Source organism: Bradyrhizobium sp. LLZ17 (assembly GCF_041200145.1).
In the GTDB taxonomy this organism is placed as follows: Bacteria; Pseudomonadota; Alphaproteobacteria; order Rhizobiales; family Xanthobacteraceae; genus Bradyrhizobium.
This window is the reverse complement of the sequence record NZ_CP165734.1, coordinates 3,739,934-3,761,157: the sequence shown is the minus strand read 5'-3', so window position 1 is coordinate 3,761,157 and position 21,224 is coordinate 3,739,934. Positions and strand designations below refer to the sequence as shown.

The following is a 21,224-nucleotide window of genomic DNA, read 5'->3' as shown; positions in this document are numbered from 1 at the left end:
ATGAACGCGGCAATCATCAGAAGACATCATTCCGACTTGCCTGCCCATCCCAACGAGCTCGACCGATGGCGAATCGTGCGCGCACTCACGAAGCGCGAGCGCTACCGATATGTCTCGCCAGAGGTGACTGCGGTTCCTGGCGGCTATCTGGTCGAGAGCCCGTGTTGCTCAGGCAATATCAATGCGGAGGGCGGCCTCGTCGAGGTTGCGCTGCTGCACCACGATACGACTGGCGCGGCATGGCAGCTGTTCCGCAAAGATCACCGCAAGGGCGTCTGGGAGTGGCATTCGACCCATCAACGGCTTGGCTTGGCGACAGCGGTTCTGAACGCCGACCCTGAACGTTTGTTTTGGCAATAAGGATTCTGGAAATGGTGCTCGAAGGCGAGTTGACGAACATCGGGCAGACGCTCGCCTCTATTGATGCAGCCTCTGAGCCTTGCCCGACGCTCCGGCAGAAATTTCCACATCTTGCCTGGATTTGTTGCGACGCCTCCGACATGACACACACTCCGTTCCGCCGTTTTGGACAGTTTGACCTGCATCTGCTCGACAGTGGAGCTCAATGTGCACAGATCACGAATGATCCGGAGCGCGCCACCGGCATCGTGCTGGCCAAGCGCTCTGCCATGTCATGATCAAGCAATCGCCTGCCGGTGCCAGGCTCACAGGGCGCTAAGCCCGCGGGTTGTTTGCCATGCCGTCGTGCCGGGCCTAGCGAAATGTCACGATCAGATCGTTCGCTCGTTCACCGGGTCCATGACACGGGGCAGGCGATGGTCTGGCATCTTGTTCGCTGAGGATGGAATTGCCTGGCTATCTCTGCGTGGCCTCTTCGATCAAGGATACTGCGGCTGTCAAATAAGAAAGAGCAAGCCGTGCTCGATCAGCTGACGAAGCAAACCTCAGCCGTCGCAGGATTCGCATTTGTGAGTACTCGAGCTAAGTCCGCAGAAGCCCAGCAAGTATGAGAGGACGTTTATTCTTCGCGCGGTAACGCCGTACACTCGTGAAGGCCGGTTCATCATGCGCGGGAGCACCACGATTGTCCTGGCCGATCCAGCGCTACTCCATCAATACTGGCGCCTGAATATTGCTCTACGAAACTTCTTGGTGAGAGAAGTTGATGTATTTATGCAAGAAGCGCTTTCGAGTTGTTTTTGAAGGACCGAATCGAGCATCCCTGTCTCGCTAGCTTGCTTCCATGTTGAACCGCCTGGCGTGCGTCGGGAATCGGGTTTGTCGCGCGGATAAAGATACAAAAGGACAGAGAACAAATTCGCGTGTAGTTCATGTTCTTATCTGGAAGATGAAAGCCCGCTTGAATAGTTGCCGATGGTCATTGATATGGTAATGGGAAGCAGTTGCGTCGTTTTTCAAAAACAAGGCGCTGCAGATAAATGTGCAAAGCGAAAGCGGAGAACGTCACGTGGCAAAAAGCACCAAGCGCAAAGAATATAGTAAGGACGAGGTCAAGCTGCTCAAGGCGCACTCAAGGGCCCGCACCCCTGTAGCTAGGGTTTCAAAGCTTATGAAGCGCTCCGAAGGCTCCCTAAGGCAGAAAGCGTCTACCTTGGGGATTGGCTTGGGTCACCAGCGCTGAGATGTGATTCAGTTTCGGAAATCGACCGGCGTGATGATCGACGCCATCAGGCGGCTTGCGATTGCTGGCTAGTTGGTCGTCTCAGGCTCGGCGCCGACGGTTAGGTCTCGCGGCGAACGAGCTGACCGGCTTCTCCGTCGATCCGGTCACTTGACCTAAACCCGACCGATTGTCGTGTTCAATCAGCGACTCAAGCGAATCGCTCGTCCCATCGTGCTGCTTAGGCGCTGAATATAGATTGCCGAGCCCGGAAATTACGGTGTGCGAGCGCGCCGGCGGATCATCAACTCGGTGGGCACACGTCATTCGACGCTGAGCTATGTGCCGCTGCGTCCACGCTTCTCGAGGCGGCGACTGGAACCTAGAATGCCCCAAGAGCGAGAGATTGGTACACGGTTTCCGACCCCGTGGGCGCTGGATCGTCCCCTTGAAGTTGCATGCCGGTAAGCCCAGGCAAAAAGAGAACCGCGGTCCGGCCTACGACGAAGTATAAGGAACTCCGGCGAGAGATGTGCGTCCAGCAGGCGCAGAAGCGTACAAGCGTTTGTATGTTCATGGGCCGCGCCGTCATCCGCTTGTGTTCGGGATGATGTGAGGTGAGCAAAGCGGCGGGTGAACGCTGTTCATCATCGTGATCGAGACCGTCGATATCGCCGCCGCGACTGCCGCGCGAATATCGCGACGGCGGCGTCAGAGTTCATGACCGGTAAAGAGAACTGAATTGCGGGTCGCACTCTCTAGCGGTGTTTGCGGTAGCATCGTCTCACCTGAAATCATCGAAGAACGATTGCGTCTGACGTCCTGCGGCCGGAACCCCTCGTGCAACTGCACGATCGATATGTTGACTCAGGCAATTTTAAGGGTGTCGCCGCCGATTTCGCGGTTGCAAGGGCAGAGCTCATCAGTCTGTATCGCATCCAGAACGCGTAACGTGTCCGTGGGGCTGCGGCCGACATTGAGGCTAGTCGCATAGACATGCTGGATCGTATTCTCAGGATCGACGATGAAGGTATAGCGATGTGCGACGCCATCACGCGAGCGCACTCCAAGGCCATCGACCAGTGCGCCCTTGGTGTCGGCAAACTGCCAGATCGATAGACGGTGCAGGTCCCTGTGGTCACGCCGCCAGGCGAGCTTGCAAAACTCGTTATCGGTCGACCCACCAAGCACGATTGCGTCGCGATCGGCAAAATCCTTCGACAGGCGGGCAAACTCGGCGATTTCGGTCGGGCAGACGAATGTGAAATCCTTCGGGTAAAAGAAGATGACTTTCCATTTGCCGGGGAAGCTTCTCTCACTCAGCGTCTCGAAAGCGCTCTGCCCGTCCTCCTCCTGCAGGTGAAAGCCGGGCTTCACGCCTATGATGTCGAACGGCGGCAACTTACTTCCAATTCCAAGCATGTATTGTCCTCACAACATCGAGTCACACGGAACAGCGTTCCGCGACTGACTGAGCAAGCAATATGCCACCCGATCTGGCGACAAGTGCCCGCCAGGACCCTCGTGGAACATTCGCCTTTGATGGTGGCGATGTCCTCGAGTCCGATCTGCAACATGTGATCTCCTCAATCGTCCCGGGCGTAAGGCGCGGGATTTCCCGTTTGTGCTCCTTGGCCGGCGCTCGTGGTGGAATTCGAGCCGAGGCTTTGTCGGGTTTCTGTCAGAGCCCTCGCGGCTGTCCGGTCCGCCACAACACGCCGGTGTCCGAGGCCACGCTGTTAGTTGAGGGTGATCAGAGGCTTAATGCGGGTGCGAAGGAAATGGCACGCCAGTTGCTACCTGGATGCAGCAACAACGAGTGAGGGCTGAGGGCACGCCGACGCTGATGGCGAGCGATGGCCTCCTTCCCGACACTCGTGTGCCCATGGTTTCTACGAGAGAAACAGGATCGCGCATTCGGCGCGAAAAATTGGCAAATCGGTGATGGAGAGCAACATGTCTGCGCTGAGACAAATCGCGTTTTATGGCAAGGGCGGCATCGGCAAATCGACAACCTCGCAAAATACGCTGGCGGCCCTTGCTGAGCTGGGCCAAAGGATTCTGATCGTCGGCTGCGATCCCAAAGCGGATTCGACTCGCCTCATTCTGCACGCCAAAGCGCAAGACACCATTCTGAGCCTGGCGGCGAATGCCGGCAGCGTCGAGGACCTCGAAATCGAGGACGTCATCAAGCTCGGCTACAGGGACATTCGATGCGTCGAGTCCGGTGGTCCGGAGCCGGGGTCGGCTGCGCCGGACGGGGCGTGATCACTTCCATCAACTTTCTGGAAGAGAACGGCGCTTATGAGGACATTGACTACGTCTCTTACGACGTGCTCGGCGACGTCGTCTGCGGTGGCTTCGCGATGCCTATTCGCGAGAATAAGGCACAGGAAATCTACATCGTGATGTCCGGCGAGATGATGGCAATGTATGCCGCCAACAACATCTCCAAGGGTATTCTGAAGTATGCGAATTCCGGCGGCGTCCGCCTCGGCGGCCTGATCTGCAACGAGCGGCAGACCGACAAGGAGCTGGAGCTTGCAGATGCTCTTGCCAAGAAGCTTGGCAGCCGGCTGATCTACTTCGTGCCGCGCGACAACGTCGTGCAGCACGCGGAGCTGCGGCGTATGACTGTGCTGGAATACGCGCCGGACTCGAAGCAGGCGGATCACTATCGCAATCTCGCGACCAAGATCCACAACAATGCGGGAAAAGGCGCTATCCCGACGCCAATCAGCATGGACGAGCTCGAGGATATGCTCATGGAGCACGGCATCATCAAGCCTGTCGACGAGACCCTGGTCGGCAAAACTGCTGCCGAGCTTGCCGCTATTTCCGCATAGTTCATGTTGTCGGCCTTCTCGATCCGGGAAGGCCGACATCGTCCACCCTTCATGATTGGCAGACAAAGAAATTGGCCGATACGATCTCAGCTTCCGTGCCGGCAGCTCACGTCGCCGAGCAGCGCGATGTGAATAAGCTCTACGGCCTTCTGACCGGGCGCCACCCAACAGAAGTTGACATCAGCGACAATGACGATTTCGATCGGCATGTGCTCGCTTGCGTTCTCGCCGCATCCGCCATGGATGGCGGCCAACTTCCCGAACGGGCTGGCTTGACCAACCAGGAGCTCAATGCTCTTTTGGTGCAATACTTCCCATCCAGCCCGATCAGGAGCTGTATCTGGCGCGAACAGTCCGCGTTACCGGCTGATGACGAGACAAATATGGTGCGCGACCTCCTACTTGCGCAACGTTCCACCTATGGCGAGGTCGGCGGCTGGTTGGCGACGATGATCGCGCGGCGCGCCATGGAGCCTAATCACTTGTGGGAGGATCTCGGTCTACGGAAGCGGGACGAATTGTCCCGCCTTCTGATGCGCCATTTCGGGCCGCTGGCGGCTCGCAACACGAAGAACATGCGCTGGAAGCGCTTCTTCTATCGCATTCTATGCGAAGATGACGGTCTGGTGATGTGTACCACGCCGGTCTGCACGGAATGCAATGACTTTGATCTTTGCTTCGGCGAAGAGAGCGGCGAGAGCCGGATGGCCGGACGCCGGCGAGATCATCTGGGTCGTCTCGATGACTCCGTCCAAGCCGTCCCAAGCTTGAGAGGCTGAGTTCACTATTGATACCCCTCCTTGGCGCCATTGCGGGTATATCCGACGAGCTTTCTGCCACCTGTCGCATTGGGGGTGAAAACAGGCCAGGGCAAGCGCTTGCGGGCACCCCACCTAGAGCCGACGCGGCGTCTGATAATCGAGTTGATACCTGGCGGAGCCGACAATGCGCCGCTGAAGGAAGCTGCCGTCGCACTCAGACAGCTCTGTTGCGATGATACCGGCGTGCTGCTATCCGAACTGGAAAAAGTGGCGGTCGCCGTTGCAGCCGCTGCGTCCCGTACCATCCTGCTCAACAAGGCGAGACGAGCATGTCTTTACCGATGAATCCGGCATCCACGTCCACGGGCTGTTAAAGGAGCCGGCGCACCTACGAAGGGCTAGACCCGGAGCTGCTCGTCCCACGGCATTGTGATCTGCAAGCATTCAGGGTTTGCCGCGATCACCTTGCTGCTGTCGTGCAGCTTTCTTTCGGCGCCGAGCAAAGCGACCATCCCCGCGCCCGTCTGCAAGCACTGCCATCGACTACCAAGGTCTTGCGCAGGAAACGGTGTTGGCGATCTGGCGCGAAATTCCCGAGAGCTCGGTCGTCAACAGCGAATCAGCCACGCGCGTCGCGCGATCGGGTTGAAACATTCCAGCCTGGTCGTTGCTGGGCGCGGATCGAGATGGAGGTTGAGAAATGACGACGGATGGGATCCTTGCGCGATTGAACAAGGCCTCGGCCGCAGAGGAGTTTTTTGCATTGCTCGGCGTCGAGTACGATGCGAAAATCGTCGATGTGGCGCGGCTTCACATCCTGCGTCGCATGGGTCAATATCTCGCAGGCGAGGAGTTGACCGGTGCATCTGATCCTGAGATCGCCGCGCGTTGCAAGGCCACGCTTGAGCGCGCCTATGCGGACTTCGTCACGTCCTCCCCGATCGAACAGCGCGTATTCAAGGTGCTGAAGGATGCGGCCGCACCACAAGCGAAAAAGCATCCAGCATTGGTCCAGCTCGGTTCCTTGGAGTGAATTGAGTTTATATGTCGGGCTCTGCATCGTGAGGGTTCGGAGAGCCTGACAGCCATGCATGGCTTTGAATTCAAACCGAAGTTGCAGTTGCGGCCTCGCCGATCCGCAGCGTCAACGCTCGGCTGCTTAATACCCATCCCGACTCAGCCTTGCTGTTTCCATCGTTCCAAGCCGGTGCGCACCTATCTGCTGCAATGGTACGCTGGCAGCGGGGAGCGCAAATTTGGCGAGGAAAGCGCACCAAGTTTGGGATGACTGTCTTTTGTCGCATTCCGGACACAGGTCAGCACGGTATCGAATAGTCCGATGCTCGTGAGAGGCCGCCAATCCAATTTCCTTCAGTAAGATTCTGTATTAGCGGTCAATTTTCATCGCTTGCGCAATTGGTACGACAATTGCTGACTGATGCTCAGCTAGTCTGGAGAAGCGCATGCACATCTTGGTCCGCATCGATTTTGTTTTTGACACCGCGCAGGTTCGCGCGCGCTGCCTGCCGGAACCATAATGCGTCGCGACGCCAAAGCGATGGTCGCATACCTGGCTGAGCTGAAAGGTGCGTTTGATCCGTGCACCCCCGTTGGCCCATCCCTTGCGGAGGCTTCGCGGGGCGAGCCGTTGCTCAACAGCGCCGGCCGCGCGGCGCTGTTAACGGGCGCCTTGAGCGGCGCCGGCCCTCGTGTCCTCGCCCGGAGTTGCGGACGTGTCGCTGTGATCGGCAAGAATCGAGGGCATTCGGAGCAATGGGATCGCGTTTCCAACGGCAAGCACGCGGTCGACAATCGTACCAGCCGAGCCTCTCGTAACTTCTCGATCTGTTGCACCTCGGCTGCATCTCTAAAATGAGGAAGACGAATCGCTCGGCACGCCTGACCGGCCCGGTTGGTGCCTTACCAGTGCCCGCAACCAAACGGTCGCCCCAGAATGCCGCATCCGGAAAGAACCAGCAACGGGTGTCTCGACCCCGCGCTGCTGCCAAGCGGTGCTGACACAATGGCGGCGGGCACCCGGCCCAACTTTTAACTGAAGCAATCTTCAAACGCGAATTTCAACCTGGAGGCGGAGCATGCTCCGCAGCCGCTACTGAATGCGAATGGGAGTACAGATGATGAGCACCGCACCGAAAAGTGCAGCTCCGGCCGCGGCTGGTGGTCGCGCGGCGACCAAGAGGGAGCTGCCCGAACGATTTAGGGCGTATAAGCACGTCTGGGTCTTCATCGAGCAGGAACGCGGGGTTGTGCACCCCGTCTCCTGGGAGCTGATGGGTGCCGGGCGCCGGCTCGCCGATAAGCTCAATGTTGACCTCGCCGCGGTTGTCATCGGTCCGGTCGGGGAGACAACGCAGCAGGCGATCGCCGAATCCTTCTGCTACGGCGCCGACCTCGCCTATATCGTCGCGGACAATCTCTTGGCCGATTATCGCAACCAGTCCTATACCAAGGCCCTGTCAGAGCTGGTCAACACTTACAAGCCGGAAATCCTACTCCTGGGGGCAACAACACTCGGCCGCGATCTCGCCGGCTCAGTGGCCACCACACTGCTCACCGGCCTAACTGCCGACTGTACCGAGCTCGATGTCGATGCCGACGGCTCGCTTGCAGCGACCCGGCCGACGTTTGGCGGCTCACTGTTGTGCACGATCTACACCTCAACTATCGTCCACAGATGGCAACCGTCCGTCCGCGCGTGATGCCGATGCCCCAGCGCGTGACAGGCGCCGTCTCGCGCGTCATCTCGCATCCGCTCGGGCTTGTAGAAGAAGATATCGTCACAAAGGTCCTGTCCTTCCTGCCAGACCGCGATTCTACAAAGTCCAACCTTGCCTATGCCGACGTGGTCGTCGCTGCAGGGCTCGGTCTGGGATCGCCTGAAAATTTCCAACTGGTACACCAGCTCGCGGACGTGCTTGGCGCCGAATATGGCTGCTCGCGGCCGCTGGTCCAGAAGGGCTGGGCCACCTCGGACCGACAAATCGGGCAGACCGGGAAAACCATCCGGCCAAAGCTCTATATCGCAGCCGGCATTTCCGGCGCTATCCAGCATCGCGTCGGCGTGGAGGGGAGCGACCTCATCGTTGCCATCAACACCGACAAGAACGCTCCGATCTTCGACTTCGCCCATATCGGCATCGTCACCGACGCCATTCGACTGTTGCCGGCATTGACCTCTGCATTCCGCGCGCAGCTATCGCCGCACTCACACGACCGCATCGCTGGCTAGGGGAGCTTGTTATGATTGAGGAAAAGATTCGACGCCATCGTCGTCGGTGCTGGCATGGGCGGGAACGCAGCGGCGCTTACAATGGCCGAGCGGGGACTGAAAGTGCTGCAGCTGGAACGCGGCGAGTATTCCGGGTCGAAGAACGTGCAAGGGGCCATCCTTTATGCCGATATGCTCGAGAAGCTGATCCCGAATTTCCGAGAAGATGCGCCGCTTGAGCGGCATCTCGTCGAGCAACGCTTCTGGATGGTGGACGAGCGTTCGCACACCGGAATTCACTATCGATCCGATGATTTCAACGAGGAGAAGCCGAACCGCTACACCATCATCCGCGCCCAGTTCGATAAATGGTTCTCGCAGAAGGTCCGCGAGGCCGGCGCTACGGTGCTGTGCGAGACCACGGTGACCGAGCTCCTCCAGGATTCCCATGGCAGGGTCGTCGGGGTGCGCACAGACCGCGATGGGGGTGAAATCCATGCAGATGTCGTCGTGCTGGCCGAGGGGGTGAACGGAGTGCTCGGGACGAGTGCGGGCTTAAGAGGGCGACCGAAACCGGACAAGGTCGCACTCGCGGTTAAGGAGATGCATTTTTTGTCGCGCGAGACAATCGACGCTCGCTTCAATCTCAAAGGCGACGAGGGGCTCGTCATCGAAGCGGCCGGAACCATCTCCCGCGGCATGACTGGTATGGGCTTCATCTATTCCAATAAGGAATGCATCTCGCTCGGTATTGGCTGTCTTGTTGCCGACTTCCAGCGTACCGGCGAGACGCCTTACGGCCTGCTCGAAGGTTTCAAGCGTCACCCCTCCGTCGCGCCGCTCATCGAAGGTTCGGAAGTCAAGGAATATTCCGCGCACTTGATCCCTGAAGGAGGGTACAGGGCAATCCCGCAGCTTTGCGGGGAGGGCTGGGTGGTCGTCGGAGACGCCGCCCAGCTTAACAACGCCATCCATCGCGAGGGGTCCAATTTGGCGATGACGTCGGGCCGTATCGCGGCGGAAGCGATCTGCCTTGTCAGATCGCGAAAAAGATCCGATGACGGCCAAAAACCTTTCACTTTACAAGAAAATGCTAACTGAGTCTTTCGTGATCAAGGACCTGAAGAAGTACAAGGATATGCCGGCACTGATGCATACCCACTCGCAGAACTTCTTTCTCACATATCCGCAGCTCTTCTCCAAGGCGATGCAGGATTATGTGCGCGTCGACGGCACACCAAAGCTCGAGAAAGAGAAGCTGATGCTGAGCTCGTTCATCAAGGCGCGGTCTTGGACTGGGCTGTTTAGCGATGCCCTGCGCATTGCCCGGGCCTGGCGGTGATCTAAACCTAAGACAACGCATACGACGGAGCCAGAAACAATGCCGAGCGACCCATCCCAACGTGTCGAGGACAAACTATTCTACAACCGTTATCTTGTTGATTCCGGCCGCGCCCACATCAAGGTGCGTCCGCACACCACGCCATCCTCGCGGCTCTTGTCGATGCTGAAGGCCTGCCCTGCACGGTGCTACGAGCTCAACGATAAAGGTCATGTTGAGGTGACAGTCGATGGATGTATCGAGTGCGGCACCTGCCGGGTGATCTGCGAAGAAAGTGGTGATATCGAGTGGAGTTACCCGCGCGGCGGTTACGGCGTCCTATTCAAGTTTGGTTGAAAGTTCAGGGGACGGCCTGACCTTGGTAGATGCGGCGGGGCGCGGCGACGCCGTCAACGCCGCCGCCGGCTACAACTTGGCCGCCTCATGCGCTGGCTCAGGCTCTCGGCGGTCTGTTCCTGACAGCACTCTCCCCCGGCCCTCTGACGAACTCAGCGTCAAATCAGCCTTCTTCATGGACGACTGGGCAGAGCCGCAATCTTGATGCCAACGGTCTATATTCGAACTCACTTTGCAATCTACTGCTCAGCTCGCGTCGAATGATGAGTTCGAGGCCCGGTCGACCGATCTCATCAAAGACGAGTGGCTCCGCAACAATACCGGACCCAATTCTTGGAAATGGACCTTGGCCTGCGGAATGCAGCGCGAGATCTCCCGACCAGTGGCTGCCATCGAAGCGGCTGTATAAACACTGAGTTCGAGACGAGACATGGTGCCGAAAGCGGTGCCGCGGACCTGAAGCGGCGCTTTCCAGTGCTCCAGGCCAAGATCTCGCAGCCACCAAGCAAAAGCAGATCACGAATTAGCTCCTTCTGACTCCTTCGGGACCGCCGGTTCCGCGTTCGTCAGCCGGGCTGCGCGCATGCAGCACATCATTTTCCACTTTCATTCGACTGAATTGGCAGGATATATCGTCAGGCGGAGAGTATGACGATGGTTCGAGTACAAAAGAGCGAAGCAGCCGCCAACGCGCGGCGAGCACAGGCACGCCGTGAGGGTTCGGTTGACGACATCCAGGCCCGCATAGCCGAACTGAGAAGCTTGCCGCGCGAGAAGCTCGCGGATGCAGTGTTCATGCTCTCGGTCAATGCAAGACGGCAGGCCGAGTTGATACGACAAGCGATCGAGAAGCGCGCCGAGGTCGCGTTGGACTTTGATCCGCCGCCGAAAGCTGATTTGGCGACCTATCTTGCGAGTGACGTGGTCTCGACCTTACGCCACCACCTTGGTGACCTTCCGACCTTGCTGGACGTCTTGGTTCAGCGAGCGCCCGACATTCGCTTCACCGTCCATCGGCAGGAGGCCGTTTCGCTGCTCGCCGCCATAGTTCGCGTACAGCGGCTCGAAGGGGTCCTTGAAGGCCTCCGGCTCGCCGGGCTGCTGAACGAACCAGCGAAGGACCGCCATGCCGGGATCCGTTCGGAAGCGGATTTAAGGGGAGCTGCCGGCGGCACGTGAGTGTCCAGAGCGCCTTGAGGAAGTCCCTCTAGATGGAACGTCCAATCGGAATCGGGGACATCAGGAAATCTCGGCGCCTGCTTGCGAGGTCAAAACCGCGTCGAAATTGGCTGCCGCAGTCCTTTTCATCCGTTTGGCGTTTATCGTCGACGCGGAGCCGCTATTGCAGGCACAACCGGTCGCAGTCCCAAGCTCGGCGACTTCCCTGTTGGTGAGGACGAGATCCGCACTTCTGAGGTTCATCTTCAGTTGCAGCACGCTCCTTGCGCTGAAAATGCTGCGGTTCATGGAACTGTTCCCTAATTCCCGAGAAAGGGAAATTACGGCAGGAGAGGTCCACCGAGCCGCGGCGATGCACCCAGAGCGGCGAAAGGCGTCGCCCCACTCATCGAGGCGCTTTGGTCGAACTCGGCGTCCTTGTTCCGGTAGTCGCGGGTACGCGCTGGCGAACGGCGGGAGAAGCGCGGCAAAGTATTCTGCGATCGAATGGAGAATAGCAGACCAGCTCAGTGCCGGTCCCCTGCACATTGGGCAAAAGAGTCTTCTTTCCCTGTCGACATAAACGCTTGGCGCGCGTATGCCATGCACCCATATCCTTGCTCGACAACCAGGGAAATGCGCCGGAAGTCGCCTCGTTTATTGCGCCGTTCGCGAGCCGCACCCGGATTTACCTCGCGAGCGCGAACACGGCAAAGACATGGCCGAAGTCCCGCGGCTGAGTGCGGCCGAACGGCGCGTCTCCCGCAAATGCCGGTCTGATCGGTTAGTCAGCCCGCTCAAGCCCACGAAGGCGCCTCGCGTGCTGCGGGTAGCCGCACTTCAGTGAGCTACCGCAATAATCTGAAAGCATCCGATCGCAACTTCCATCACGATCAGCACGGCTATAACCCACTCCAGACGCAGCGACCGGCGGGTGTCGATGATGTCCGTCAGTGCGTTGGCTGTTCCGGAGATGGCCGACAGCTTGCGCTCGATCATCTCAAGACGCTCCTTCAATTCGTACTCGTCTTTCAGACGCGAATAGAGCCGCTCGAGCTCCGGCTTGTCCCAGAGTGCGTCGGGCTTTTCTGCAATGGCGACGCGGCCCGCGACGCGCTGCTGGACCAGGAGCGCATTGCCGATCAGTTGGAGAATGCCCTTGCGGCCCCGCGGCGTCCGGCCGCGCTCGGCTAGTTCACGTGCAAAGGGTTCGATCACGTCGAACACTGCGGCGACACGGCGCTCATCTCGCTCCAGCGCCGTGCTCTTGGCCAGCGTATCGGCGATCAGCAGCAGCCGGTCTTCGGTAAACTCGCTGAGACAAATCCGACCGCCCGGCAGGATGACCTCCGCGCCCTGGTCTTTGCAGAGCTGCACCTGTGCGCTCTCCTCCTCGTAGCAGCTAAGTTCACCGATGACCCCCGACCTCAAGGTATCGATCAGAGCGGTTTCCTCCGAGGGCGACAACCCGATGAGCACCACAACGCCATAGCGGAAGATCACGACAAGGCCCGCATGTATGCGGCAAGCGATCGGCGTCGAGGACACCAGCGTTCCGATTTCGAGAGCCGACGCGTTGATACGATCGCCCAGCATGACTGCGCGAACGCGCAGCATCGAGGCGGCCGCCGTCTCTCCGGACACGGCAGGCTTACCGGGCGTAAGTTGATCCATGTTCACTTTAGCATCCGGTTTGCCGCCACTGCCACGCGATAGGCGTTCCCCCGTGACCGTCAAACACGTCCAGAACTTCGTGGCAGATGGTGCAGCGGAATTTGCCCGGCGCGCCGCTGAGAGATGATGCTGCGGTCCAGCAAATGCCGGCTCCACAGTTTGAACGGATTGTCGCTATTTCCATGTCCAGTGCGTGCTTGGCCGCAAGGTCCACCGGACGACCCAGCAAGCCTTGAAGACAACGAGAGGTTTTCCGATTCGATGAGCCGCCAAACATTTGGCCGCGCTCGAGGCGCCGTCCTCGAACAAGGTCGAGCAAGATTGATGCCGAACCGGTGGCTTCGCGCCAGCGGCCTGAGGATTTCCGCTTCAATGGGCGAGCGAGAATGATTGTTCGAAACGGCACAGGTTGAGCAAAGACAACGGCGCCATGTGTGTTCGATTTCATCCAGAGCTTGTCAGCTACAGAACACCTCGAATGTTGCGCGCCGCGGAACGTTTCAGGGCGAAATCAGAACCTTAACCGCGCGGTGGCGGCGCTGGCATAGCTGTTGCTATCGAAATATCGAAGGCCGAGCGAAGGCTCAGTGCACACCCAATAGGAAGACAGGACGTTGACCGGTTGACCGACGGTGGGGAAGGTGAAGTGCCGTTTCCAACCTCGGCCAAAAGACGGCCCGACAAATTCTTGAACCAAGGCCGTGAGTATAACGGCAGCAAGGACCTGAGACCATGCATATCGAACCGGGAATAGTAACAGGCGCCAAGCTCGTGTTGAGCTGCGCGACAGGCCTTGCGACGGGCTGCTTCGCCGCCAAGCTTGTGGTCGAAACTATGCGCGAGCAGGGCGCCCTGTCATTTGCTGTGCGAGCCGTCGCCGCTTCGGGGCTTGTGTTCACGTTTTTCGAGATCCTGCCGCACTTCGCCGTTGGAGTGTCCGAGGTGCACTTCATCCTCGGATCGACGCTGTTCCTGTTGTTCGGCGCGGCACCGGCTGCCTCTGGTCTTGCGGTCGGCCTCTTGCTGCAAGGCGTCCTGTTTGTTCCGACCGACCTGCCGCAGTATGGTATGAATGTCACGACGCTTCTGGTGCCGCTGTTTGCGATCCAGGCGCTCGCCAAGCGGCTCGTTCCATCCAACACCGCCTATCCCGATCTTCAGTACAGTAAGGCCCTTGCGCTCTCGACTGCATATCAGTCTGGTATCGTTGTCTGGGTCGCGTTTTGGGCCTTCTATGGCGCGGGCTTCGGCGCTGCCAACCTCTATAACATCGCGTGGTTCGCAGTTTCCTATGCACTTGTGGCCTTGGTCCAAGTGGAGGCTGATCTGGCTGTACTGGCGCTCGCGAAACAAATTGGGCGGCGTGGTTGCCGGCGGAGTTCTCGCCAACCGCCTGTAGAAGACATGTTGCCGTTGATAACAACGATGGCCGCCGGGTCGTCCGTTTTGCTCAAGCGATGCATACACTTTCCCTGATAGCAACCGGCTGCAGCGATCCGCGGCGGCTCGCGCTCGCTGCTATCCGCATATCTCGCCGACTTGCGGCCGGCCGTCTGCGCCCGCCCGCTCGCAAACGAGCGGACGCACACTACCGAGTTCGACCTGCTGGTGCGTGATGCGGTCAAGGCGAACTGCCGCAACCACGTGGAGGAATGGCGGGATGCGGTCACCGCAGCAGCTTGGTCGCAGAACATGCGGTCGAGGTTACACCCGAGGGGCGACTTGCGCTGCGTATACACTGGAATTCATCCGTCCAATATCCATGCAACTTAGTACCCTTCTATGCGCAGTTGCGATGGAGCACTGTTCCGCGCTTTCCCATGCTCTGCTGCACTCGGCCGGAATGTTCGCAGTTCGACAAAGAAGATCGCCATGTATGGATTGGTCGTGATGTTGACCATGCTAGTACTGTGCAGCATCGTGTTGGCCGGCGAGTTGAGGGGGCCGGCAAAGGTCATCAGCACCGACACCCTTGAGATTCAAGGGACACGCGTTCGGCTCTGGGGCATCGATGCGCCGGACGAGACTCAAATGTGCCGAGATATCAAGGGCGATCTATATCTATGTGGCCTCAGGACCGCGAGCGAACTTGAAGGCTTCATTGAAGATCGCGAAGTCAGTTGCCTGTCAATCCTGGAGGATGAGTGTGGACGGACGATGGCGACCTGTTCAGCTGATGGCAGCGATCTCGGAGAATGGTTGGTGCGCAAGGGTCTGGTGCTCGATTGGACGCGATATTCGAGCGGACGATACCAGGCTGCGCAAAGCGAGGCCGATCGTGCCGGACTGGGCTTATGGGCGGGCAGCTTTGCCGTACCTCGGTTATATCGAGCATGCATTCGATTAGGTGGTGGGCCAGCCGGCTGTTCCGATGACGCGAATGCACATCCTTGACGGGCATTTTCCACACCAAAGTATGCGATTTCGGGTCCGCTGCGAGGTGATAGCCACGGGCGAGCTGGCGTCGATCAGAAGTGAGACGAGCTCACCACTACCTCTCGACCACGCTCAAAGGAGTAAGATGGTCTCAAACTCTCGTATACGCGAACGGCGCAAGAAACAAAGTCGCGAGCTCCACAGGAACGACCCACATCGGCCGTGTCGATTCTTGAGAACCATGGACTCGCGGTCTGCCAAGGCACCGCCTTTTGAGCTCGAGGGAGAGCCGCATTGAGCGGAAGAAGGACGGGGTTCTCTGTGGTCTAAAAAGACAAAGGCGTGGCACGGACACAATCAGATCCAGCCGAGTAGAGGTTGAGCGCAAAGAAAGAAGCCCAGTGGTGTTCGAGCCACCACTGGGCAAGGTAGTGCAACACCAATGTGGCTTGGGATGCAGCCTACCTCCACTCCATTCGACTCTAACTGTCAGGCTTTGGCATTCCCAGACCTCGCAGCTTGATTCCCACAGGCCGCCAGATGCTGTCCCCCAAAGTTTATACTCGCACTCAAATCTGACGGACCAAGCAGGTGCGAGCGCTTGCTCAACCCCGGCTCCGAGGTACCATCGAAAACGATGGTGATCGAATTGGGGTCTTTGCCGCGGGAAGGCCGCATACTGCAAACAGCATGGTCCGCTCATCCCTGGCTCGAGATCCGCCGAATAAGCAACACCGCATGTCACGAGCGTAACCGGTGCTGCAGCCCGAACAAGAACGCCAGATCGCTTAACAGCTCGTGCGCGCCTTCCGGCGAGCTATCGCCGAAAGTTGGTGACGGCGGGAATCGGAAAGGCGGCATATCGTGGGGGTGCTTGACGCCTCCACTTCTCCACCGAAGGAGCGATATGCCGTGTCCAAAGATAACATCATCAAGCTGATTCAGCCAGGAACCGTCGCCGATCAACTCACAGAAGTCTTGCGCAGCGGGGCACGCGCCCTTCTCGCCCAGGCGGTCGAGGCCGAGGTCGAGGACTTTCTCGGCAAGCATGCCGATTTGAAGACCGCGAACGGCCACCAGCGCATCGTCCGCCACGGTCACCTGCCGGAGCGGGAGGTGATGACCGGTATCGGTCCGGTCGCTATCCGCCAGCCGCGTGTGCGCGATCGCGAGGCGGACGCCTCCGATCCCGGCCGCATCCGGTTCTCTCCGGCGATCCTGCCGCCCTACATGCGGCGTTCGAAGTCGATCGAGACGCTGCTGCCGATCCTTTATCTGAAGGGGATCTCGACCGGCGACTTCTCCGAGGCGCTGGCGGCGCTGCTCGGCAACGATGCTGCCGGGTTGTCGGCCTCCGCGATCGGTCGCCTGAAGGATGGCTGGCTCGACGAGCACACCGCGTGGCAGACGCGCGATCTCTCGGCCAAGCGCTACGTCTACATCTGGGCCGATGGCATCCATCTCGAAGCCCGCCTGGAGGACGAAAAGCAGTGCATCCTGGTGCTGATCGGCGCGACGCCGGAAGGCCGCAAGGAACTGGTCGGCTTCACCGATGGCGCCCGCGAGAGCGCGCACGACTGGCGCGATCTGTTGCTCGATCTGAAGCGGCGGGGGCTCGACGTGCCGCCGCGGCTCGCCATCGCCGACGGCGCACTCGGGTTCTGGAAGGCCGCCGGTGAGGTCTGGCCGAAAACGCGCGAGCAGCGCTGTTGGGTGCACAAGACTGCAAACGTGCTCGGCAAGCTGCCGAAGAGCCAGCACCCGAAAGCCAAACGCGCGTTGCAGGAGATCTGGATGGCCGAAACCAAGGCCACAGCCGAGCTGGCGTTCGAGCCCTTCATCGAGAGCTACGCGCTGAAATACGAAAAGGCGGCCGACTGCCTGGCCAAGGATCGGGATACGCTGCTGGCATTCTACGACTTCCCGGCCGAGCATTGGAAACACTTGCGGACCACCAACCCCATTGAAAGCACCTTCGGCACCGTGCGCCACCGCACGATCCGATCGAAGGGCTGTCTATCCAACAAGACTGCGCTCACGATGGTCTTCAAACTGATCGAGGGCGCCCAAAAAAGCTGGCGCCGTCTCGACCGTCATAACCAGTTGCCAAAACTCGTTCTCGGCGTGACATTCAACAACGGGATCGAGGTCATCGCAAAACCGAATGATCGTCAGCCCGCAACCGCCGCCGCCTGACCAGCCCCCGCCGTCACCAAAAAGTTGGCGATAGCTCGCGCCTTCCACGACGAAGCTTTCGCCCCTGAAGTCGCAGCGTCGCTCCCACGCCGTCGTGGTGCAGACTCTGTGCCGACGGATGTAATGCAAGGTCCCGGCGTTTTTCAATCGCGATGCCGTCTATCGACAAGAACGGTCATTGTTCAAACAGGCGCCCGATCTGAAGTCGAACACCTATCGCATGAAGCGCGCCGGAGCTCAGGTCGATGATTTCTGTGAAAGAGATTAGGTGCTCCAGCTTCTTTAGGACCGACACAATGAAGCCGCACGCGGGAGGCTCTGAGCTGAGCTGATTCAGAGATCGCAAGCTCACCGGACTGATCCGATGTAAGAGTTGAACTGGTCGGCATCCGTGATCGTACCAACACGGGATGGCTGGAAGCTGTGCGGAGCAAACGAACACGATCCGCCAATCATATCGTTCTGTTGATGCATCTTCTCCCTACTGCTCCGCAGACCACGGATCGCAAGACTCCGGGAAGCGATCTTCCTTGGGCGCCGCCCGGAGATCAGGCGGATAGATTGGGGTCCATTGCTTTCTATTCGCACGGTGATCTCGGCAGCGAATTGTTCGTGCCGTTCTGGGTCGTGCCATCGTGCCAAACGCGTGGCGGGGGGCGCTGATGGGGGCTGGCGTATCGTCCGGCAATAAGGCTTTGCATTGCGACACTGAGGTCGCGGGCAGCAGGTCTTGGCCCAAAGGGCCTGCATCGGCATCGTGGTTCACGGCGAGGTTCCCCCGCCACACCATCCACCCGCCATTCTCGGCGCCGTGGCCCTCGGCCGTGCACTGGACCGCGACCAGCTCGCTCGTCCATGTCTGGACAATCATGGTGCCGGCGTCGGCGATCGTTGCGGCGCTGACCTGGTGGGGGTCAATGCTTTCGATGTCTTCGTCAGGACACGAGCTTCAGCCCGACAATGCCGGCGACGATCAGTCCGATGCTGGCAAGGCGAAACGCGGCGGCCGGCTCCCCGAACAGGACGATGCCGAGCGCTGCGGTGCCGACCGCACCGATGCCGGTCCAGACCGCATAGGCAGTTCCAATGGGCAGCGTCTTCAGAGCAAGTCCGAGCAGGATCACGCTGCCGGCCATGGCCGCGAGCGTGAGCGCGGACGGAACGAGCTTGGTGAAACCCTCAGTGTATTTGAGGCCGATTGCCCAGGCCACCTCCAGCAGGCCGGCGACCAACAAAATGCTCCAGGCCATGGCGACCCTCCGTTCGCGGCGGGGTCGTCCCCGCAGCTGATGTGATGATGAGCTGCAAGGCCGTCTTCGCGAGGCAGCGATTCGCTTCGATCAGGCAGGAATAACTGCTCTCAAAGATCAGCTTTCCGACGTTGTTGGTTCGGCGAATTCACACGATCGACAAAGCAGCAAGCCGTCCGATCCGTTCATGCGATCGGTAATCTTGCAAAAAGTCGCCCCGTCAAAGAGATCCTTGTACCTGTCGCGGAGAAGGTTGCCCAAAACCTGTCGTCGCTCAAAATCCATGCAGCAGAAAGTAACATCGCCGTTTGGGAGAAGAACATTACGATATTGCCGTTCGTCAGGACATGTCAGTGCTCCAATGATTGGCTGTCGTGCTTCAACCATCTCAAGCTCGCCGCTGCCAGCCCTGCTGCGCGGCGGACGCGAGCGGACCAGCGCTTCCTCAGGAATTACATCGACAAGTTCGGGATGAACCTCACCCATGACTATGAAGAGCAGCGATGAAATGTCGGCATCGACAAGTTGACGCATCAAATCAACATAGTTGCGCCTGACGAGCCCACTATCCATGTACGTGCCGTCATCAAAAACGTGCACCAGGAAAACGCGGAACTGCAGCGCACGTAAGCGTCTTAGATCCCGCCCGTTCATTCCGACCAGGGTTGTGAAAATCCGGATTCCATGGCCACACGCGTAGGCATGCTCAACCATTTCGGTGCAAGCCGGATTGAGCCAAGGCTCCGAATACCCGGAAAAGCTGATGTCCACAGTTGCTGGTACGCGCGCCAGGCATCGCTTGAAATCTTGCAAAGAAAGATGCTTCACGTCGGATATAGCTCTTTGCCGTTCGGCGAACTTGTCCTGCTGGCAATAAGAACATCCGACGATACAGCCCGTTGTCGTGGTTACCTCCAAGACCCTGCCGCCAGTTATTGCAGAGCGCAGCTCCTGTGCAGTCATCGATTTTATGTTATCCACGTCCGCGCTCCGCTATTGGGAACAAAGAGATCTTGAGGGGCACCCTCGCGTTGCATCCCTCATGTTGGTTCGCTCATGCATCATTCTCGGTTCGTCGCCCATCACCGCGACATGGCACGGTCGCAGCCGCGGCCGCGATGGAACAAGACAGCGCCGACGGCTCACTCACCTTAGCGCCCCAGTCCAGCAGGATCCGGTGGCTGCCGAGTGCAGATGCATCGACGGCGTTGATCTAACCTCTCGCTTGTCCCAACAAGCATCACTCATGCCATTGGCTGTATTGTCCATAAGCCGACACATCCCGATAATTGTCTTCGCAATGGCACAAGGGAGGCGCAACTGGGATAGCGTACAATATGACGCTACGTGCGATTCAAGCTCTCTCAAAAATGAGTTGAATGGCAGCTTTCCTATGAAATGTGAGGCCGTTGCCGCCGCCTCAAGGGGCCAATCATCATGATCGACGTGCATCGGGATCGGCCGCGCGAAGTGCCGAGTGGGAGTGCCCTTTGCCGCAGTCAGCAGTGCGAATTCTTTACCACGACTTTAGGCAGCAAGTCGTGAATTTCAGTAGTTGAAAATGCTGTGCAAGGGATTCGTGCTCTTCGTATGCTCGGGAGGGCAGCTGGATAAGCATCCGGGCGCCAGCGCGGGCGGTCGGACTTGCAAGGCGTCTTCTCGATAATGGGGGCAGAACAGGAGTGGCGCCGCCCCGGCCGTTATGTACTAATGTTCCGCCCTACTGGCTTCCGACTTTCTAAACCGCTGGAGCAAGTCGGCGGCGCTAGTAGACGCCTGCTTCGATGCCAATGCGCTGTCCGGAATGCATTCGGTGATGATCCTGCAACGGATCTCGCGATGACGGTATACCGGGATGCCTTGATTGTCCGGTCTGTGGCCTGAAGCTCCTGAACATGAATGCGGCCGATCGAGAAATGGATGACTCCTCTCGAATTCGCGTTCTTGCCGAACGTTTTCGCGATGCGATCGAGCGCTGCGATCCTCGGAATCTGCCCGTCACGTTCGAGTATTTCCTCGAGGATCATGCGGGGACGCGACGCTCCTGTTTTTCTGCGATTTCGCGATGAGCAGTTTCACGCTTGGCTCGGGCGCGGTTCCCTCATCGTCGATATCAGGGGGGATCAGTTCGCCGACACCTCATCGCGGTGTTCATAGGACAAAGCTCGAGTGGCAACGCGCAATTTCGCTTCGACTCCGAGCATCCTGCCGACCTCGAGCGTTACGATGAAAACACCCGCTTCTCGCTCGGTGTCGCCTACAACCACACCTTCAGCCGCCTTCGATTGCTGCACGCTGCCGCTCGTGCTGATGCGCCGGTGCGCCGGCAGCTTAGTGTCTCGTTTGCCAATCTCAGGTAAGAATTGTGCGTTATGTAGGGTAGGTGGGCTATGTGCCCCTTTTGTGGAGGTCGCTACGAGTGCGGACGAGCCATCTTGGAAGATATTGATCACCTTCTTGATGGTAATCATGCT

At 58.9% G+C, this 21,224-nt stretch carries 15 protein-coding genes and 3 pseudogenes; 12 read left to right on the top strand and 6 right to left on the bottom strand.

Translation table 11 applies throughout. The features are described 5' to 3' along the window. Both AB8Z38_RS18250 and AB8Z38_RS18245 read left to right on the top strand, forming a co-directional pair. The gene (locus tag AB8Z38_RS18250) at positions 1-360 is read left to right on the top strand and encodes a hypothetical protein (protein WP_369726370.1); all 360 of its coding nucleotides are present in this window, start codon (positions 1-3) and stop codon (positions 358-360) included. A gap of 11 nt (positions 361-371) precedes the next feature. Next, the gene (locus AB8Z38_RS18245; protein WP_369726369.1) at positions 372-638 is read left to right on the top strand and encodes a hypothetical protein; all 267 of its coding nucleotides are present in this window, start codon (positions 372-374) and stop codon (positions 636-638) included. A 1,811-nt stretch (positions 639-2,449) separates the two neighbouring features. Here AB8Z38_RS18245 and AB8Z38_RS18240 read toward each other — a convergent pair. After that, complete coding sequence (locus tag AB8Z38_RS18240; protein WP_369726368.1) at positions 2,450-3,004, bottom strand: peroxiredoxin; 555 nt, start codon at positions 3,002-3,004, stop codon at positions 2,450-2,452. A gap of 534 nt (positions 3,005-3,538) precedes the next feature. On the opposite strand from AB8Z38_RS18240, the pseudogene nifH reads away from it, so the two are divergent. The 7 genes and pseudogenes from nifH to AB8Z38_RS18205 all read left to right on the top strand — a co-directional run bounded on the left by nifH (position 3,539) and on the right by AB8Z38_RS18205 (position 11,275). After that, positions 3,539-4,428: pseudogene (gene nifH, locus AB8Z38_RS18235) on the top strand (nitrogenase iron protein). A gap of 71 nt (positions 4,429-4,499) precedes the next feature. Next, complete coding sequence (locus AB8Z38_RS18230) at positions 4,500-5,207, top strand: nitrogen fixation protein NifQ (protein WP_369726367.1); 708 nt, start codon at positions 4,500-4,502, stop codon at positions 5,205-5,207. Between the two features lie 682 nt (positions 5,208-5,889). Beyond that, on the top strand, positions 5,890-6,222 hold the full coding sequence (nifW, locus tag AB8Z38_RS18225; protein ID WP_369726366.1) for a nitrogenase stabilizing/protective protein NifW: 333 nt from the start codon (positions 5,890-5,892) through the stop codon (positions 6,220-6,222). A 1,105-nt stretch (positions 6,223-7,327) separates the two neighbouring features. Next, positions 7,328-8,439, top strand: a pseudogene (locus tag AB8Z38_RS18220) (electron transfer flavoprotein subunit alpha/FixB family protein). A gap of 54 nt (positions 8,440-8,493) precedes the next feature. Then, a pseudogene (locus AB8Z38_RS18215) lies at positions 8,494-9,760 on the top strand (FAD-dependent monooxygenase). Positions 9,761-9,799: 39 nt separating this feature from the next. Then, the gene (locus tag AB8Z38_RS18210; RefSeq protein WP_369726365.1) at positions 9,800-10,096 is read left to right on the top strand and encodes a ferredoxin family protein; all 297 of its coding nucleotides are present in this window, start codon (positions 9,800-9,802) and stop codon (positions 10,094-10,096) included. Between the two features lie 762 nt (positions 10,097-10,858). Then, positions 10,859-11,275, top strand: coding sequence for a hypothetical protein (locus tag AB8Z38_RS18205; RefSeq protein ID WP_369726364.1), 417 nt, complete (start codon positions 10,859-10,861; stop codon positions 11,273-11,275). Between the two features lie 60 nt (positions 11,276-11,335). On the opposite strand, the gene AB8Z38_RS18200 is transcribed toward AB8Z38_RS18205, so the two are convergent. Both AB8Z38_RS18200 and AB8Z38_RS18195 read right to left on the bottom strand, forming a co-directional pair. Continuing rightward, the gene (locus AB8Z38_RS18200; protein WP_369726363.1) at positions 11,336-11,563 is read right to left on the bottom strand and encodes a hypothetical protein; all 228 of its coding nucleotides are present in this window, start codon (positions 11,561-11,563) and stop codon (positions 11,336-11,338) included. A 531-nt stretch (positions 11,564-12,094) separates the two neighbouring features. After that, entirely contained in the window at positions 12,095-12,934 is an 840-nt protein-coding gene (locus AB8Z38_RS18195; protein WP_369726528.1) for an RMD1 family protein, read from the bottom strand. A 726-nt stretch (positions 12,935-13,660) separates the two neighbouring features. Here AB8Z38_RS18195 and AB8Z38_RS18190 point away from each other — a divergent pair. The 3 genes from AB8Z38_RS18190 to AB8Z38_RS18180 all read left to right on the top strand — a co-directional run bounded on the left by AB8Z38_RS18190 (position 13,661) and on the right by AB8Z38_RS18180 (position 17,500). After that, positions 13,661-14,404 (top strand): energy-coupling factor ABC transporter permease, encoded by a 744-nt coding sequence (locus tag AB8Z38_RS18190; RefSeq protein WP_369726362.1) that lies wholly within the window; start codon positions 13,661-13,663, stop codon positions 14,402-14,404. A gap of 396 nt (positions 14,405-14,800) precedes the next feature. Beyond that, positions 14,801-15,322: a thermonuclease family protein gene (locus AB8Z38_RS18185; protein ID WP_369726361.1), complete on the top strand. Its 522-nt coding sequence runs from the start codon at positions 14,801-14,803 to the stop codon at positions 15,320-15,322. An 894-nt stretch (positions 15,323-16,216) separates the two neighbouring features. Beyond that, a complete protein-coding gene (locus AB8Z38_RS18180; RefSeq protein ID WP_369726360.1) occupies positions 16,217-17,500 on the top strand; it encodes an IS256 family transposase in 1,284 nt (427 codons plus the stop codon). 935 nt (positions 17,501-18,435) lie between these two features. Here the strand turns inward: AB8Z38_RS18180 and sugE are convergent. The 3 genes from sugE to AB8Z38_RS18165 all read right to left on the bottom strand — a co-directional run bounded on the left by sugE (position 18,436) and on the right by AB8Z38_RS18165 (position 21,221). Further along, positions 18,436-18,750, bottom strand: a complete 315-nt coding sequence (gene sugE / locus AB8Z38_RS18175) for a quaternary ammonium compound efflux SMR transporter SugE (RefSeq protein WP_369726359.1) — start codon at positions 18,748-18,750, stop codon at positions 18,436-18,438. A 117-nt stretch (positions 18,751-18,867) separates the two neighbouring features. After that, positions 18,868-19,731: an SPASM domain-containing protein gene (locus AB8Z38_RS18170; protein WP_369726357.1), complete on the bottom strand. Its 864-nt coding sequence runs from the start codon at positions 19,729-19,731 to the stop codon at positions 18,868-18,870. A 1,142-nt stretch (positions 19,732-20,873) separates the two neighbouring features. Beyond that, a complete protein-coding gene (locus tag AB8Z38_RS18165) occupies positions 20,874-21,221 on the bottom strand; it encodes a hypothetical protein (RefSeq protein WP_369726356.1) in 348 nt (115 codons plus the stop codon). Between the last annotated feature and the right edge of the window lie 3 nt (positions 21,222-21,224).